Origin of the sequence: Ktedonobacter robiniae (assembly GCF_016587375.1) — a bacterium.
GTDB lineage: Bacteria > Chloroflexota > Ktedonobacteria > Ktedonobacterales > Ktedonobacteraceae > Ktedonobacter > Ktedonobacter robiniae.
In genome coordinates this window covers 103536-117947 of sequence record NZ_BNJG01000006.1, presented here as the reverse complement: position 1 = coordinate 117947, position 14412 = coordinate 103536, and the positions used below count along the sequence as shown (strand labels likewise).

The window sequence follows — 14412 nt, the reverse complement described above, 5'->3', positions numbered from 1 at the left end:
TGTATCCACCGGCGTAGAGACAGAACCTACTCGATCCAGGTATGCATACGGAACGTGGTAACCCCGTAGTCCTCCCGAAAGGGATAGCCAACCGTGAGGACGGCCTATGGGACTGCGGGCAAAGGAAAACGGAGAAAGCGAAAGCCACCTGTAATGAGGTGGATAGGGATGACGTCGAAGGACAACATGATCCCGCGCGAAAGTGAGCAGACTTCCGTTTGGTCTTTCTTGACGAGAAAACTTGACGAACAGACATAGGAGGCAAAGCAGATGACAGCGAACACGTTTGCTGGTGCAGCTTCCCACAGCGTGACGAAATGGCACCAGATCAATTGGGCAGCCGTTCACCGCAATGTGCGTCGGCTCCAAGCGCGTATCGTCGTGCGCCCGTAACAGGCCATCAATTCAGCGGGGTCTCAGACCCTACCCCCTGTGGGAATGGGGGTTGCTCAGTGCCTTACTCCGAAGCCGAAAGGCTGAAGAGGACTAAAGCATGGCATGAGAAGGGAGAACGCAGGCTCCAGCAAGCGGGCGAGTCTCTCAGAGCAATTTTGACATGGTGAAAAGCTAGACTGCTTTAAACCCAGAACCGAGCGGGACAACGGGTACCGGATGGGAAGCTGGTGACGCCCATTCTCTCCTGGATCGCGATGATTTGCGCGATACATTGCGATACCCACCCAGGAGACGCACCCCCAATAAAGGGTGAAAGGTTCAAACAGGACACCTACATCAGAAGCATCTGGATTGACGGCTAAACGGGGATGATCCGAGTCTGAAAGCGAGCTGTCATAGGTGACACCTCGCTATGGTCGAGGGACCTGAAGATCAGACCAGATCACGGAGCGTCCGTAGTAGTCGATGGGAGAGGAACGACCCATCCACGGAACGCCGGAAAGCGGCGTGCAGGGCGAAGGGGCGCAGGTTTTCCAATGGCAAGGAACGAGAGAGGAGCACACAGTGCAAGAACCGAATACGTTGCTTGCGATACTTCGCGTAATGGCAAAAAAGCCAGCAGTCACATTCGACAAGCTGTTTCAAAAGCTCTACAACATTGAATTGTGGCTCCTGGCATATGAAAGTATCGCTCCCAAGCCTGGGAACATGACTGCCGGAATAGATGGGAAGACCATTGACGGTGCTGGTTTCAAGTTGATTACCGATCTGATTGCTGATCTAAAGGCATCGCGGTACACACCACGCCCTGTCCGTAGGACATATATCCCAAAAGCGAATGGCACGCCCAGGCCGCTCGGAATACCCAGTTTTCAGGAAAAACTGCTTCAAACAGTCGTGAAGCTCATCCTGGAAGCCATCTACGAACCCACATTCTCAGAGATGTCACATGGTTTTAGACCACAACGAAGTTGTCATACAGCTCTGGAGCAAATCAAGAATGAGATGTATGGTGTGAGATGGTGGGTAGAGGGAGACATAAAGGGTTTCTTCGACAACGTCTCCCACGATACCTTAATTACCATTCTGAGTAAGCGTATCACCGATAAGCGTTTCCTTCACCTCATAGGGCAATTCCTCAAAGCGGGTTACGTCGAAGACTGGAGGTATCACCAGACGTACTCAGGGGTACCCCAAGGAGGCAATCTCTCACCTCTACTCAGCAATATCTACCTGAATGAGCTGGATCAGACAATGGCGAAGAAGATCGCCGAGTTCAACCAGGGCGCAGACAGGAAGAGAACGAAAGAGTACCAACAAATCAGTGCAAAGGTCGCCAGGGCCAAGAAGAAGGCGAGGAAGACAGGAGATTGGACGCGCTACAAAGCACTCCGTAAGGACATGCTCAAAACGCAGGCCAAAGATCCTCAAGACCCAGACTATCGACGACTTCATTTCGTGCGGTACGCCGACGATTGGCTCGCAGGAGTCATCGGCAGTAAAGCCGACGCTGTGGACCTCAAGAAATGGTTAGAGACATATCTCAAGGAAGAACTTCAGCTAGAGTTATCAGCGGAAAAGACGCTGATTACCAACTCGAAGCGACGAGTTCGGTTCTTGGGATATGACATCAAACGTTGGGCTGGAGAACGCATCTATCGCTTCCGAACAAAAAAGGGCCAGGTGATTACGAAACGCACTGGAACCTATCAACTCCGGTTCCTCATGCCTCGGAACAAAACAATGGCGTTTGCAAAACAATATGGAGACACAAGGAACTGGCATGGCAAGCATCGAAACAGCTTACTCAGACTCAGTGAACTGGAAATCCTCATGATGTACAACGCAGAAATCAGAGGGTTTCTGGGATACTATGCCCTCGCCGACAATCTTGTTGAGGTAGCCGACAAAGTGCTCTGGCTCACTACGAGCAGCTTCTTCCGTACTCTAGCAGGAAAACGGCAGAGTAGTGTCAAGAAAGTAGCAAAAAGCCTGAAGAGAGGAGCAGGACGATATGTCATGACGCTGCAAAGGGAAGGGAAGCCAACGAAAGAATATGAGTTGGTCTCCTCAACTCGCCAACTCAAACGAGAAGGAAGCAGGTCGCGACAGATTGACCTCCAGCCCAACACATGGATGTACAGAAATCGAACGGAGCTAGGCAAGCGCCTCCTCGCTCATCAATGCGAATGGTGTGGAACAAGGCTCGGACAGATAGAAGTTCACCATGTCAGGAAATTGGGGAACCTCAAAGGAAAGGTCTCGTGGGAACGCCAGATGATTCAGCGTCACCGAAAAACCATGATACTCTGCGCTGAGTGTCATGACGAGCTACACGCAGGAACGTTGAGCGAGAAGAAAAAGCGAAGGGAAAACGGGAGAGCCGTCTACCCTGAAAGGGGTATGGGCGGTTCGGAGGGGAGTTCAGTGAGACCTGATGTAGCAATACATTAAGGCGCACGGTGCTTACCATACAAGGCAACTCAGGCCGGAAAATGGGGCAAGGTAAAAGCCCTGCAACGTTTGTTAACCCACTCGTTCAGCGGCAAAGCGCTTGCTGTCAGACGAGTGACGGAAAACCAAGGCAAGAGCACTCCTGGAGTAGATAAAGACATCTGGAATACTCCAGAAAAGAAGGCAAAAGCCATACAATCGCTCAAGCAACGAGGCTATCATCCTCAACCGCTGAAGCGGGTGTATATTCCAAAAAGCAACAACCAACAAAGACCCCTCTCCATTCCGTGTATGACGGATAGGGCTATGCAAGTACTTTACTTGTTGGCACTCAGCCCAATCGCCGAAACAACAGGAGATCGGAATTCGTACGGTTTCCGACCAGAGAGATCCACAGCCGATGCCATTGAACAGTGCTTTAACGTACTGAGTCACAATTACTCGGCACAGTGGGTGCTCGAAGGGGACATTAAGGCGTGCTTTGACGGAATCAGCCATGCATGGTTAGAAGCTCACATCCTGATGGAGAAGAGCATCCTCCACAAGTGGCTGAAGGCAGGCTACATCGATAAGCAGGTTTTCCACCGAACCGAAGAAGGTACCCCTCAGGGAGGTCCAATCACGCCTCCCACAATGTTGCAAAATTGAGGTTTCGTTGTGGAGAGGCGGATGGGGTGAGGGCGGTGGCGGGTTGACGCGAAACACCACACGAACCTGCTCCTGATCCACCTCTACCCGCTTGACCAGAGCCCGAATGATGTCTCGACGTGTCTGCCAGTCCGCCTCTTGCAAACCGTCCTTCACCCGCGCTGCAAAGGCATCGAGATGGCTCAAGATCAAGGTCAGTTCCCGTTGCAGTCCCTCATCGTCTTTCATCTGCTGCACGTGCTCCTCAAGCTGTGCGCAATCGCTCTCGCATTCGAGTCACTCGGGGTTCAAACTCCTCTTTGTCAATTACCCCTTCCGCATAGCTATCAATCAAGCGAGCAATCCCTCGGTGTACACGCCCCATCTGCGTCTCCATCTCAGAGCGCTCATGAGGTGCTTGCGTGTGCTGGCACAAGCGCCGTCGATACTCCTGCTCCAGCCGCTCTGGATGCTCAAGGAGACGGCAGACTTCTTGCCAGACCGCTTCATCCACCAGATCCGTTCGCACTTGTTTGTTCCAGCAGAGCCGCTCACCCCCAAATCGATAGGCATCTGAACCGATGCATCGATAATAGGCGTACTCACGAGGATGGTGTTTGCGCGCACTTGGACTGATGGGCTTGCCAGAAGTCGCGCATACCCACAACAGCCACAGACGATCAAGCCTTGCAAAAGATAACGAGCACCACGCTCAGACACACGCGCTCGCTTGCGATTTTCCTGCAATTGGTCGGCGACGGCATCAAACAAGGCTGCATCTACCAAAGGAGGAACGGGAATGTGGAACCATTGATCTGAAGGAACATCATGCACCGAATAGGCCTTCTTGGGCTGCAAGCTTCGTCCTCGTTGGGCTCGCAGACGCGGGCGAAGCGGCTCGACGGCCGTTTTCCCAAACGCAGCCTCACCTTTGTACGCCGGATTTTTGAGGATGCCCCAAATGGTCGCCCGATCCCAGATGGTTTTGCCTGTTCGGGTCCGCTCCTTGGCCGCATTCAATCTCCGCTGGACTTCCCCAATGCTGCAGCGATCTCGGCCCACCCACTGGAAGATGAGGCGGACCACGCGTGCTTCTTCCAACACGATCTCAAATCGTGCTTCACCTGCTCCATCCCAGACACTGACATAGCGGTAGCCGTAAGGAGCGCACGAGAGCACACTCACTCGACCCATCTGAGCGGCATGTCGTTTCCCTCGCCGACTGCGCTCTAAAATCTTGGCTCGTTCATATTCAGCAATCATGCCTTGAACCTGAAGCAAGAGCTGATCTTCAGGCGTTTGTCCCACTTCTCGATTGAGGAAGACGACATCCACTCCTGCCCGCAGAAACTCCTCGAGTAAGAGCACCTGATGCGCGTAGTTGCGGGCCAGACGATCGGGGCAGAGCACATACAATCGATCGATGCCGCCAGCGGCTGCGATATCACGAAGGCGCTCGAGAGCGGGGCGGATGAGGGTGGCCCCACTGTAGCCGTTGTCGACAAATTCTAACTCCGGCAAGAGCACGCACCCTTGGGCCGCAATCGCCGCCCGCAGGGCTGCCAACTGGCTTTCAATCGTTCTGGCTTCACTTTGTTGCTCGGAAGAGACGCGAGCATACAAACCGACCTGCACGATGGTCATTGAGCGCTCCTTTCTCTCTGAGAAGGTGGGAATGGTGGGACAGGGCCAAGATGCCGCTGCACAGCAGGGATGAGATGGGCATACGCTTGCTGAAGACACTCCTGTTCGAGGCGGCTGGGTTCAAACATGACATGAACCTCCAGGGTCTTCCGCTTCTTGCTCGAGGGGCGAGTGGGCTTGGGTGGTGGCTCCATCACACGTTACAGCATCCTGCGGGAAAGCACCTTCGCCAGACATCTGACACCGTAATGGGGCTCCTTTGAACCCATCACCGTAGGCAGCACGAAGGCGCTGGCGCGGGATTTCCTCCTGATATTCGAACTCTACCACTTTTTTTGCAACATTGTAGGAGGCGTGATTTCACCCGTGCTGGCAAATCTAGCCCTTGATGGACTAGAAAGCAAGCTACGAGCACTCCATCCAGGAGATCGCCAAAGCCGAAAGGCGAAGGTGAACCTGATACGGTTTGCGGATGACTTTGTGATCACAGGGAGTTCAAAGGAACTGCTAGAGCACGAAGTCAAACCTCTCGTGGAGCAATTCCTGAGGGAACGAGGGCTGAGACTCTCTGAGGAGAAAACCCTCGTGACGCCTATTGAAGACGGCTTCGACTTTCTCGGACAACATGTGCGGAAGTATCATGGCAAGTTGATTATCAAGCCAGCAAAGAAGAACGTGAAAGCGTTCTTGGAAAAAGTCCGGAAGGTCGTGAAAAACCACCAGGGAACCACAGCAGGACAGTTAATCCTGTTGCTCAATCCCCTCATTCGAGGGTGGGCAAGGTATCACCAGCACGTGGTTAGTAAGGAAATCTTTCAAGATGTGGACAATGCCATCTTTGAGATAGTATGGCAATGGGCCAGGAAAAGATACAACAACAAACCGCGACGATGGATCAAGGAGAAATATTTCCATGATCATGAAGAGCGGCATTGGGTCTTTTCGGGCATGGTGATTGGGCGAGGCGGCATGTGGGAAACGGTTCGATTGTTCCGAGCTGCCCAAACGCCCATCAAGCGGCATGTAAAAATCCAGGGAGAGGCGAATCCCTTCGATCCCGCATGGGAGGTGTATTTCGAGAAGCGTTTCGGCGTGAAAATGGAAAGCACCCTCAGGGGAAAGAGGCAATTACTTACGCTCTGGAAAAACCAGAAAGGGCTTTGTCCTCGCTGTCACCAAAGGATCACCAGACTGACAGGGTGGCACAACCACCACCAGATCTGGCGATCAAAAGGAGGCGGGGATCAGCTCGAAAATCGGGTGCTGCTCCACCCAACGTGTCATCAACAACTCCATAGCCAAGGAAATACCGAGGTGAAGCCGTGTCCTGAGTAGGGCATTTGAAAGGCTTGAGCTGCTTGAGGGGAAACTCTCACGAGCAGTTCTGAGGGGAGGGGACGATGGCAACATCGTCTCCTTACCCGACCAACAGAAAAGGGTTGTTTCGGCAGCACCTCGCTGGTGCCCTACTTCATGTGGATGCGGGGAAAGAGCGTAAGCTCCTACCTATGCATACGGAACGAAAAATAGTGCTGAGAGAAGAGGGGAAAGATATGGAGGCCAGTGAAATACTGGGGAGAGGAATGATCGTTATGCGATCAGTTTTCCTGTGGTTATCTTATTCCACGCCAGGAATCTGCCCTGTAAAATGGCACGATATTCCCTGGCACACAAGCGGTGCCTGTGCGGCTGGAAATGTCCAGTGATGGGTCCAAAAACAGAAAGAAAGCGTTGGGCCTGTCGCGCTGATTTGTAGCGTCGCATGTTCTTCTCTTGTAGCCGCGTGGGTTGGTGGGAATTTTCCGCTCGATGGTTCAAGCCTTTGTGCTGCCGATGCTGTACGCTAGGCAAGCTCTCGCGTTTCGCGGCTGCATAACTCTTCAGCTTATCAGTGAGAATGACGCGTGGAACGTATTGGAGTCCTTTCAGGAGTTTGCAGGAAAATCTCCTGGCAGCTTTTTTGTTTCGCCGGCTTTGCACAAGAATATCGAGCACATTGCCATCCTGATCTACTGCTCCCCACAGATAGTGCCTTTCTCCGCGGATCGTGAGGAAAACCTCATCCATGTACCACTTGTCGCCGCCGCGAGGACGGCTGCGACGCAATTCATTGGCATAGGATTGACCAAATATAAGACACCATTTCCGGACTGTTTCATAGGTCACGACGATTCCGCGCTGCGCTAGAAGCTCTTCTACATCGCGAAAACTCAGCGAAAAACGAAAATACAACCAGACAGCGTGACTAATGATTTCAGGGAGGAAGCGGTAGCCTTTGTAATGGGGAGCAGATGTGAGTGTATTCATGCAACGAAGTATGTCAGATATTCTGCTTTTCGTCAGCACAAAAAAGAGGGATCACTCAATCAGCAAGCTATCCCTCTTTCTTCTGTTGATGCATCCTATCACCTCTTTTCTTGCAGGTCTTCCTTTCCTCCCATGAGTGAGAACGTCCTGAGGGTTGTTCCGCCTCTGCGTCCTTCTGCCAGAGAATTGTAAGAGTCTTTTGACGTGTCACTCACGGAAGGGACCCGCTTCTTTCTTCCTCCCTTTCCTCCTCCTGTCCATTTATAGTATACCATATGTTGACAGAACTTGCTTTAAATATGCATAAAAATCAGTATTTATACATGAACGCTCTCTTTGTCGAAGACACCAGAAGGTATTGTCAAGATATCATGTGCCGAAGTGTAAATACCAGGATTAAACGGCTGATGCCCACTTCGGGGGCTTACCGCTCGTCTGCCTGGGCCAACATTGGTAAACGGTGATATAGCCCTTTCCAGAAGCGTCTTTCATTACCAAGAGTGAGTGTTGATTGTTAAATAAAATTTCGTTTTTTCGGACTCATAATTTTTTCGTCGGTATGCTGTCGATCCTCTTTGCAAGCTGATTGACAGCATATGATAACCGATGGCTCCTGCGTAAGAACCATTTTATGGTCTTTCTGACAATAATGGACTTTTTAAAAGAGCCATTCATAGCTATAATAAGGGGGCCATTTACGAGCAAGCGAGGTCTTCAAAACGTTTCAATAAGAAGAACAGACAGGAGCGTATGTCTACAACCCCCAAAAATGCTGATCTTTCATGGAGAACAAAAAAAGCAGAATTTAGTTTCAACTCAACTTCTTCGCTATAAATACAGATTATATGAATAGAACGGCTGTGTTGCAAAGAGAAAGCTGATCTGGTAGAGTGGACCTAAAGAAGGACCGAAGAGGACCTCTCATGAGAGAACAACATCTCTTCAAATGGCGCCACTTCGAAACAGCGATCATTCTGTTGTGCGTGCGCTGGTATTTAAGGTACGCTTTAAGCTACCGCGATCTGGAAGAGATGATGCGCGAGCGGGGTCTGCAGGTGGATCATACCACCATCTATCGCTGGGTCCAGCGCTACGCTCCCGAGTTGGAGAAGCGCTGCCGTCCTCATCTGAAGACCACGAGCGATTCTTGGCGCGTTGACGAGACGTATGTGAACGTCAAGGGCGTCTGGATGTACTTGTATCGCGCGGTGGACTCCCAGGGGAATACGCTCGAGTTTCATCTGAGCACTACTCGTGATACGCAAGCCGCCCAGCGCTTTTTGGGGAAGGCTTTGAATGCTTCCCACACAAGCATCCCCCGCGTGATCACGGTAGACAAAAACGCTGCCTACCCGAAAGCACTCAATGAACTGAATGCAGCAAGGGCTGTTCCGGCTTCGTGTGAACTCCGGCAGAGCAAATATCTCAATAATCTGGTCGAACAGGATCATCGGTTCATCAAACGCCTAGTCAAGCCAGGCATGGGCTTCTTTTCGTTCGAGACCGCGTGGCGAACGCTACAGGGATACGAGGTGATGCACACGATGAGAAAAGGACAAGTGCAAAAGGTGGACAAAGGAGATAGCCTCAGTCAAGCAGCGTTCATCGCAAGGCTGTTTGGGGCAGTGGCCTAAACTCAGCAAGATGGAAATACCTTTGCGTGCTTCTCTCGCTCTCATTTCTTGCAACACAACCCCTTTTGGTGATTGCCTTTCTCCCTGTGAACACACGATGTGCAGAAGAGGATGGTGTCCAGGGACACAACAGGATGCGAGCGTGGACGTGGGTGAGGATGTGTTTTCTGGAAGAGCCTACGATAGAAGATGGATGGGGCACGTCCCAGACAAGAAAAGACACGTCTGAGACGGCTTGCGAAGCGAGTGTGAAGCGTAGGGGCGTATGTTTATACCACTCAAACGCGAGGTGGCAGCAGAGAACGTCCCCAGAGAAGCCAGGAATCGCCTGGAGCTGGTGACGAAGCAAGGAGCTGAGATGACCCCAAAGCACCAGGAAATCATAGATGCGACCTTGCAGGCGATCCAGGCGCGCGAGCGGCAGTACTATCGTGTGCTCAGTCCTCCTCCTGAGGAGCCGTTCCGCACGCGGGGCGTTGAAGAACTGCGTGCGAGTTTGCTGGGCCAGAAATTGTGTTGGATTGCGGAGTATGTCGAAGGCTACCCCGCAGCGGTTCAACCAGAGCGACGAGAGCAGGAGTGGGGATGACGCACGGTTGAGATCATTGGGGGCATGCGCAGGGAGGTCTACCAGGTGGCATCCATCGTCTATGGTTCAGCGCTGGATGGAAAAACCTGGGCTTTTTCAAAGGGATGCTGAGTTTGCACTGGAGTGATGCTGAGTTTGCATTGGAGTGAAGTTGAGTTTGTACTGGAGTGTGCGGTGCATTTTGGAGGAAGCAAGCGAAAGGTGATATTTCTTGTGTCCTCCAGAAGAACGTCGCGAACTCATCAATAAGCCCTTTGCATCTACCAAACCATTGAGAGGGGGTATTGTCACTACAATAGGAAGTGTACAGGTGCTCAAAGGGGGATGCAGAAAACCAGAACAAAATGAATGCATCAAGTATGTTGTTCTGGTTTTCTGCATCCCTAGAGACTGTCATACTCATACCAGGAGAGCATGACAGTCTCTGGACCATATTTTAGAAAACCATTTCTCCTTATGGTGCAAGCAGTTCTGCGATCAGTTGTAACAGTGCCTCCAGGTCAAAGGGTTTCTGTAGTGTTCTGAGGTGATCCAGGGCACCGTTTCCTTGTGGCAAATCAGCACTCATCAGGAGGATGGGGCACTGCTTCCCCCTTTCTCGGCGACGCAGGTGGTCAGCGAGTTCCAGCCCATTCATCCCAGGGAGATGGTAGTCGAACAGAAACAATGCAGGCGTGATGGTTGAGAGCATATTCAGCGCGCTCTCGCCACTTGACGCAAGATAGCCTTGATAGGTCGTCTCATCCTGGAACGTTTCCAGCAGCAGGTTCCCAAGAACGGGATCATCTTCGACAATGAGAATACTCTTGACAATGCCACCCTCGCTGCATCCTTTTTGTTGGGAAGTCTCCATGTGCGTTCCTCATGTTCTTTGGTGGGGAAGCGTCACCTGAAAGGTCGATCCTTTTCCTGGTTCGCTTTCGACGGTGATCGTTCCCCCATGGTGTTTCACAATCTCCGCGACAATGTATAACCCCATGCCCAGGCCGGGGATTGCTTTCTGCTTGGGATCAGTGACGCGATAGAAGCGGTCAAAAATCTTGTCGCGCTGCTCGCGTGGGATGCCCAGGCCATGATCGCGTATTCGGATCGTGATCGTCTCTTCGGAAGCGGAGAGATCCACCTCGACGGTCTCTGCGCCGGGAGCATACTTGATAGCATTGCTGAGCAGGTTGGTGAAGACCTGTCCCAGCCGGTCTTGATCCCCAAGCAGGATGGCTTGCACGGTACCCCGCACCAGGATGGTATGGCTCGGGTTGGTTTGCTGCATGGTGTCGACGATCTCCCGCAGCAAGGCATCGAGATCCACCGATTCCTGCCGATACTCGAGCCTGCCCGCCTGGATTTTGGAGACATCCAGCAAGTCTTCCACCAGCCGGGTGAGTTTGTTGATCTGGGTTTGCATGCTGGAAAGCGCCGAAGCCTGGAGGCCTTGCTTCGTCAGTTGCCGGTGCAGCAAGGTAGTGTGCAGTTTCAGAGCCGTAAGTGGGTTCCTCAGTTCATGGCTGGCCATGCTGATAAAGTCATCTTTGCGTTGTTCGAGTTCCTTGCGGGCCGAGTTATCCAGCACAAAGGCGATCGCCTGGCGTGGCTGATGCTGTAAGAGGACCGCGCCCACAACCACTGGAAGGCGACTGCCGTCTTTACACACGTATTCTTTCTCATAGGGCGTCAGCGACTGCTGGGCATCAAGTTCCTGATGAGCCTCGAAGGTCCGATCCAGATACTCTGACGGCGTCATCTGCATCCAGTTCATGTTCCCGGCGCGCAGGTCTTCGCGGGTATAACCGGTCATGCGCAGATAGGTGTCGTTGGCATCCACGATCTGCTCACCTTCGATGATATTGATCCCGATAATGTTGGAGTTCATCAGGGCATTCGCGCGCTCCTGGCTTTGACGCAGGGCCTCCTCGATGCGTTTCTGGTCATCAATATCAGTGCTGGTGCCGAACCACTTGATGATCTGACCCGCTTCATCGCGGACTGGGAGCGCACGGGTTAAATACCAGCGGTACTCTCCAGTCCGTCCATCCTTAAGACGATATTCGTTCTCGTAGATTTCCCCTATTCTGAGTAATTGGTGCCGGATCGCCAGTGTCCGCTCAATGTCCTCTGGATGCACGAACTGACGCCATATATCGTCTCCTTCGAGGGTAAGATTGGCCTGCGTTACGTCGCGATAACGCTGATTCGTGTAGTCTAGACGGCCGTCGGGCCACATGGTCCACACCAGTTGCGGCACCATTTCGGCGAGCGTGCGAAAGTTCTGCTCACTGGTTTTGAGCTGCTGCTCAGCCTGTTTCTGCTCCTCGATGTCAGTGCAGGTGCCAAACCATTTGAGGATCTGACCGGTTGCATCGCGCACCGGCAGCGCGCGGGCTAAAAACCAGCGATACTCTCCAGTTCGCCCATCTCTGATACGACATTCGTTCTCAAAGAGTTCACCGGTGGCAAGGGATTGCTGCCGAAGCGCAAGCGTGTGCTCGGCATCTTCGGGATGCAGGAATTGACGCCATCCATAGTCCCGTATCTGCTCGAAATCGGCCTGCGTCAGGTCACAGTAGCGCTGATTACAGTAGTCAACACGGCCATCGGGCTGCGTTGTCCACACCAGTTGCGGCAGTGTTTCAGCCAGCACTCGCCAGTTCTGCTCACTGGCTTTGATTCTCTGTTCAGCCTGTTTCTGCTCGTCAATGTCGGTAGCAGTCCCAAACCATTTCAGGATCGTGCCCTGATCATCCCTGTGTGGCGCTCCTCTAACAAGGAACCAGCGATACTCCCCGGTCGTGCCATGGCGCAGGCGCTGTTCCGCTTCATAGGGCCTGCCGGTCTGGACGGCACACTGCCACCTCTCCAGGACACGTTGTTGGTCAAGGGGGTGGATGGCCTGGAGCCAACCATCCCCTTGAGCTTGTTCAGAAGTCATATTGGTAGAGCCACACCAGCGTTGGTTACAGTATTCACACGAGCCATCGGGGCGCATGATCCAGACGAATTGGGGGATGGTATCGATCAGGACACGGAGTCCTTCTTCGGCTCGTTTGCGCGCGGTGATATCCAGCCCGGTATAGATGAGGTACTCGACCTGTCTGTCAGCATTCAGATGCGGGGTCATCGTCACCGCAAGATCCAGATACCACCCCTCTTGTGGGCGTATCCTGGTCTCAAAGTGCACGATTTCTCTCCGACTGGCTTGTTCAATCGCTGCGCGTAATTGCTGCTGGACAGGTGGAGCATACGACCACCAGGGAGTGTCGGTGAACGGTTTCCCGATCACTTCCTCTCGCCGGAGGTGTGCGTCCTCTAAGGGGCGCTGACTGATGGCCAGGACCATCCCATCAGGGGTCAAGATCACGAGCCGGTCAGAGATAGTCTCCAGGACATCAGCGTAGAGCTGTTCGCTGAGGGGAACCATCTCCTGGCGTCGCGTTGATGTTCTCACTTCGTGGAACTGCAAGGTGAGTCCCCCCATGGTCGGAGCGAGCTGCACGTGCAGCCTGGTCAGGGTTATGGGAGACCAATACTCCACTTCGGTCGGCTCTCGGGTCTGCCTGGTCTTGAGCACTGCCTGATAGAGTGAGGGGCTCACGAGTTGTGGAGCACTGCGCCAGAAGGGGTTCCCCAGGAATTGCTCTCGTGATGCGCCGAGCATGGTCTGCGCGCTGGCATTGGCATACACAATCGTTGTGGCGTCATCGACGACAAACAACGCATCAGGAAGCGTCTCAAGCGTACTGAGGAGCGTGTCACGCGATGTGAGCAGGCCTGACTCGCTGCTTTGTGGGTTGAACATCATACTGTCTCTCTCCCTTTCATATGGCCCATGTCTCGGTGAAGAGGTTTTTCGCCTCTGACATCGAGCTGTATTGTTGTATGGTGGTTGTCGACCTACCTTCTCTTTGTGGGCAGAATTATCGAGTACAAGGGATCATCGAGCAGGGCCGTGCGAGTCCCTCATGTGCCTGCTCGGTAGAGGCTTTGTATTCTGGAGGGGTCACCTGCATCCAATTGATCTTTCGTTGATAGAGATCTTCCCGGGGATAACCGGTCATGCGTAAAAAGGCATAGTGGCCTCCACAATCACATCGTCTTCGCCAATGGTGATCCCGATACTCGTTGCGTTTATCAGTGTGCGCACCCGTTCCTGGCTCTGGCGCAGGGCCTCTTCAGTCTGTTCGGTCCACTTTAAACATCGATGTCTGTACATGTGAAATCCAATGCGGAATCGTCCCCTGCGCATCTTTGCAGGGAATCCTTCGAGCGTGGCGCACACTGCCAAACAGCTTGCCAGGCAGTTCGTGCTTGCTTGCCCCAAGCATGGTGGCGGCTCTTGTATTAACCTACTGGATCATGGCTCTCTGATCTAGAAAGATCGGCGCATCAGGAGGCGTATCCAGCGGAGCAATGAGTTTCAGGGAGAGCGCAGACGAATTGCCCGAGGGTACATCCTCATCTATAAAGCGTTAGGTAGTCAACTGCTCTCATTATTGTGTGCTTGTTTGGCTGCATCCATCGCTATGATGCTCATGGTGGCAGCAGCCAGCAAGACATCCTTTAAGAGAAACTCACCATACAGGGTGAACACGGGAAATCCGGTCACTGCTGGCGCAATCACAAAAATGGTCAGTGTTCCAGTACACAAGACCAGGCAAAGCAGGCCGACGTAACGCAGCCATACACCTGCAATGAGGGGAATGGCGGCAAGGATCACCATCCCTTACCAGAAAGGGATGATATGATCACCATCTCTTTCTGCTAAAA

The 14412-nt window shown here is 52.8% G+C and carries 11 protein-coding genes and 2 pseudogenes; 6 read left to right on the top strand and 7 right to left on the bottom strand.

The annotated features are described in order from the left end of the window. Positions 1-270 precede the first annotated feature (270 nt). The 3 genes and pseudogenes from JMJ04_RS48345 to JMJ04_RS49370 form a co-directional block, all read left to right on the top strand. Complete coding sequence (locus tag JMJ04_RS48345; protein WP_268887446.1) at positions 271-393, top strand: hypothetical protein; 123 nt, start codon at positions 271-273, stop codon at positions 391-393. 567 nt (positions 394-960) lie between these two features. Next, a complete protein-coding gene (locus tag JMJ04_RS44390) occupies positions 961-2850 on the top strand; it encodes a reverse transcriptase/maturase family protein (protein WP_201374034.1) in 1890 nt (629 codons plus the stop codon). Between the two features lie 21 nt (positions 2851-2871). Beyond that, positions 2872-3477: pseudogene (locus JMJ04_RS49370) on the top strand (reverse transcriptase N-terminal domain-containing protein); the annotation flags it as partial. Between the two features lie 265 nt (positions 3478-3742). Here JMJ04_RS49370 and JMJ04_RS49365 read toward each other — a convergent pair. Both JMJ04_RS49365 and JMJ04_RS44380 read right to left on the bottom strand, forming a co-directional pair. Further along, a complete protein-coding gene (locus JMJ04_RS49365; RefSeq protein WP_420799605.1) occupies positions 3743-4144 on the bottom strand; it encodes a recombinase zinc beta ribbon domain-containing protein in 402 nt (133 codons plus the stop codon). 128 nt (positions 4145-4272) lie between these two features. Then, positions 4273-5121: pseudogene (locus tag JMJ04_RS44380) on the bottom strand (recombinase family protein); the annotation flags it as partial. Positions 5122-5475: 354 nt separating this feature from the next. Between JMJ04_RS44380 and JMJ04_RS44375 the strand changes: the two are divergent. Beyond that, positions 5476-6456, top strand: a complete 981-nt coding sequence (locus JMJ04_RS44375; RefSeq protein WP_268887445.1) for a group II intron reverse transcriptase — start codon at positions 5476-5478, stop codon at positions 6454-6456. Positions 6457-6711: 255 nt separating this feature from the next. Here the strand turns inward: JMJ04_RS44375 and JMJ04_RS44370 are convergent, their stop codons facing one another. Then, positions 6712-7428: an IS6 family transposase gene (locus JMJ04_RS44370; protein WP_201376767.1), complete on the bottom strand. Its 717-nt coding sequence runs from the start codon at positions 7426-7428 to the stop codon at positions 6712-6714. A 923-nt stretch (positions 7429-8351) separates the two neighbouring features. On the opposite strand from JMJ04_RS44370, the gene JMJ04_RS44365 reads away from it, so the two are divergent. Together JMJ04_RS44365 and JMJ04_RS44360 are read left to right on the top strand one after the other, a co-directional pair. Then, a complete protein-coding gene (locus JMJ04_RS44365; RefSeq protein ID WP_201376766.1) occupies positions 8352-9062 on the top strand; it encodes an IS6 family transposase in 711 nt (236 codons plus the stop codon). Between the two features lie 265 nt (positions 9063-9327). Beyond that, complete coding sequence (locus JMJ04_RS44360; protein ID WP_201376765.1) at positions 9328-9651, top strand: hypothetical protein; 324 nt, start codon at positions 9328-9330, stop codon at positions 9649-9651. 454 nt (positions 9652-10105) lie between these two features. On the opposite strand, the gene JMJ04_RS44355 is transcribed toward JMJ04_RS44360, so the two are convergent. The 4 genes from JMJ04_RS44355 to JMJ04_RS44340 form a co-directional block, all read right to left on the bottom strand. Beyond that, positions 10106-10504 (bottom strand): response regulator, encoded by a 399-nt coding sequence (locus JMJ04_RS44355; protein ID WP_201376764.1) that lies wholly within the window; start codon positions 10502-10504, stop codon positions 10106-10108. Positions 10505-10513: 9 nt separating this feature from the next. Further along, a complete protein-coding gene (locus JMJ04_RS44350; RefSeq protein ID WP_201376867.1) occupies positions 10514-13444 on the bottom strand; it encodes a PAS domain S-box protein in 2931 nt (976 codons plus the stop codon). Positions 13445-13699: 255 nt separating this feature from the next. Next, complete coding sequence (locus JMJ04_RS44345) at positions 13700-13858, bottom strand: hypothetical protein (protein ID WP_201376763.1); 159 nt, start codon at positions 13856-13858, stop codon at positions 13700-13702. Between the two features lie 264 nt (positions 13859-14122). Then, entirely contained in the window at positions 14123-14365 is a 243-nt protein-coding gene (locus tag JMJ04_RS44340; RefSeq protein ID WP_201376762.1) for a DUF417 family protein, read from the bottom strand. Between the last annotated feature and the right edge of the window lie 47 nt (positions 14366-14412).

Coding starts and splice junctions, on each gene's coding strand:
- JMJ04_RS48345 (WP_268887446.1), top strand. CDS start 271: ATGACAGCGAACACGTTTGCTGGTGCAGCTTCCCACAGCGTGACGAAA.
- JMJ04_RS44370 (WP_201376767.1), bottom strand. CDS start 7,428: ATGAATACACTCACATCTGCTCCCCATTACAAAGGCTACCGCTTCCTC.
- JMJ04_RS44365 (WP_201376766.1), top strand. CDS start 8,352: ATGAGAGAACAACATCTCTTCAAATGGCGCCACTTCGAAACAGCGATC.
- JMJ04_RS44360 (WP_201376765.1), top strand. CDS start 9,328: ATGTTTATACCACTCAAACGCGAGGTGGCAGCAGAGAACGTCCCCAGA.
- JMJ04_RS44355 (WP_201376764.1), bottom strand. CDS start 10,504: ATGGAGACTTCCCAACAAAAAGGATGCAGCGAGGGTGGCATTGTCAAG.
- JMJ04_RS44350 (WP_201376867.1), bottom strand. CDS start 13,444: ATGTTCAACCCACAAAGCAGCGAGTCAGGCCTGCTCACATCGCGTGAC.
- JMJ04_RS44345 (WP_201376763.1), bottom strand. CDS start 13,858: ATGTACAGACATCGATGTTTAAAGTGGACCGAACAGACTGAAGAGGCC.
- JMJ04_RS44340 (WP_201376762.1), bottom strand. CDS start 14,365: ATGGTGATCCTTGCCGCCATTCCCCTCATTGCAGGTGTATGGCTGCGT.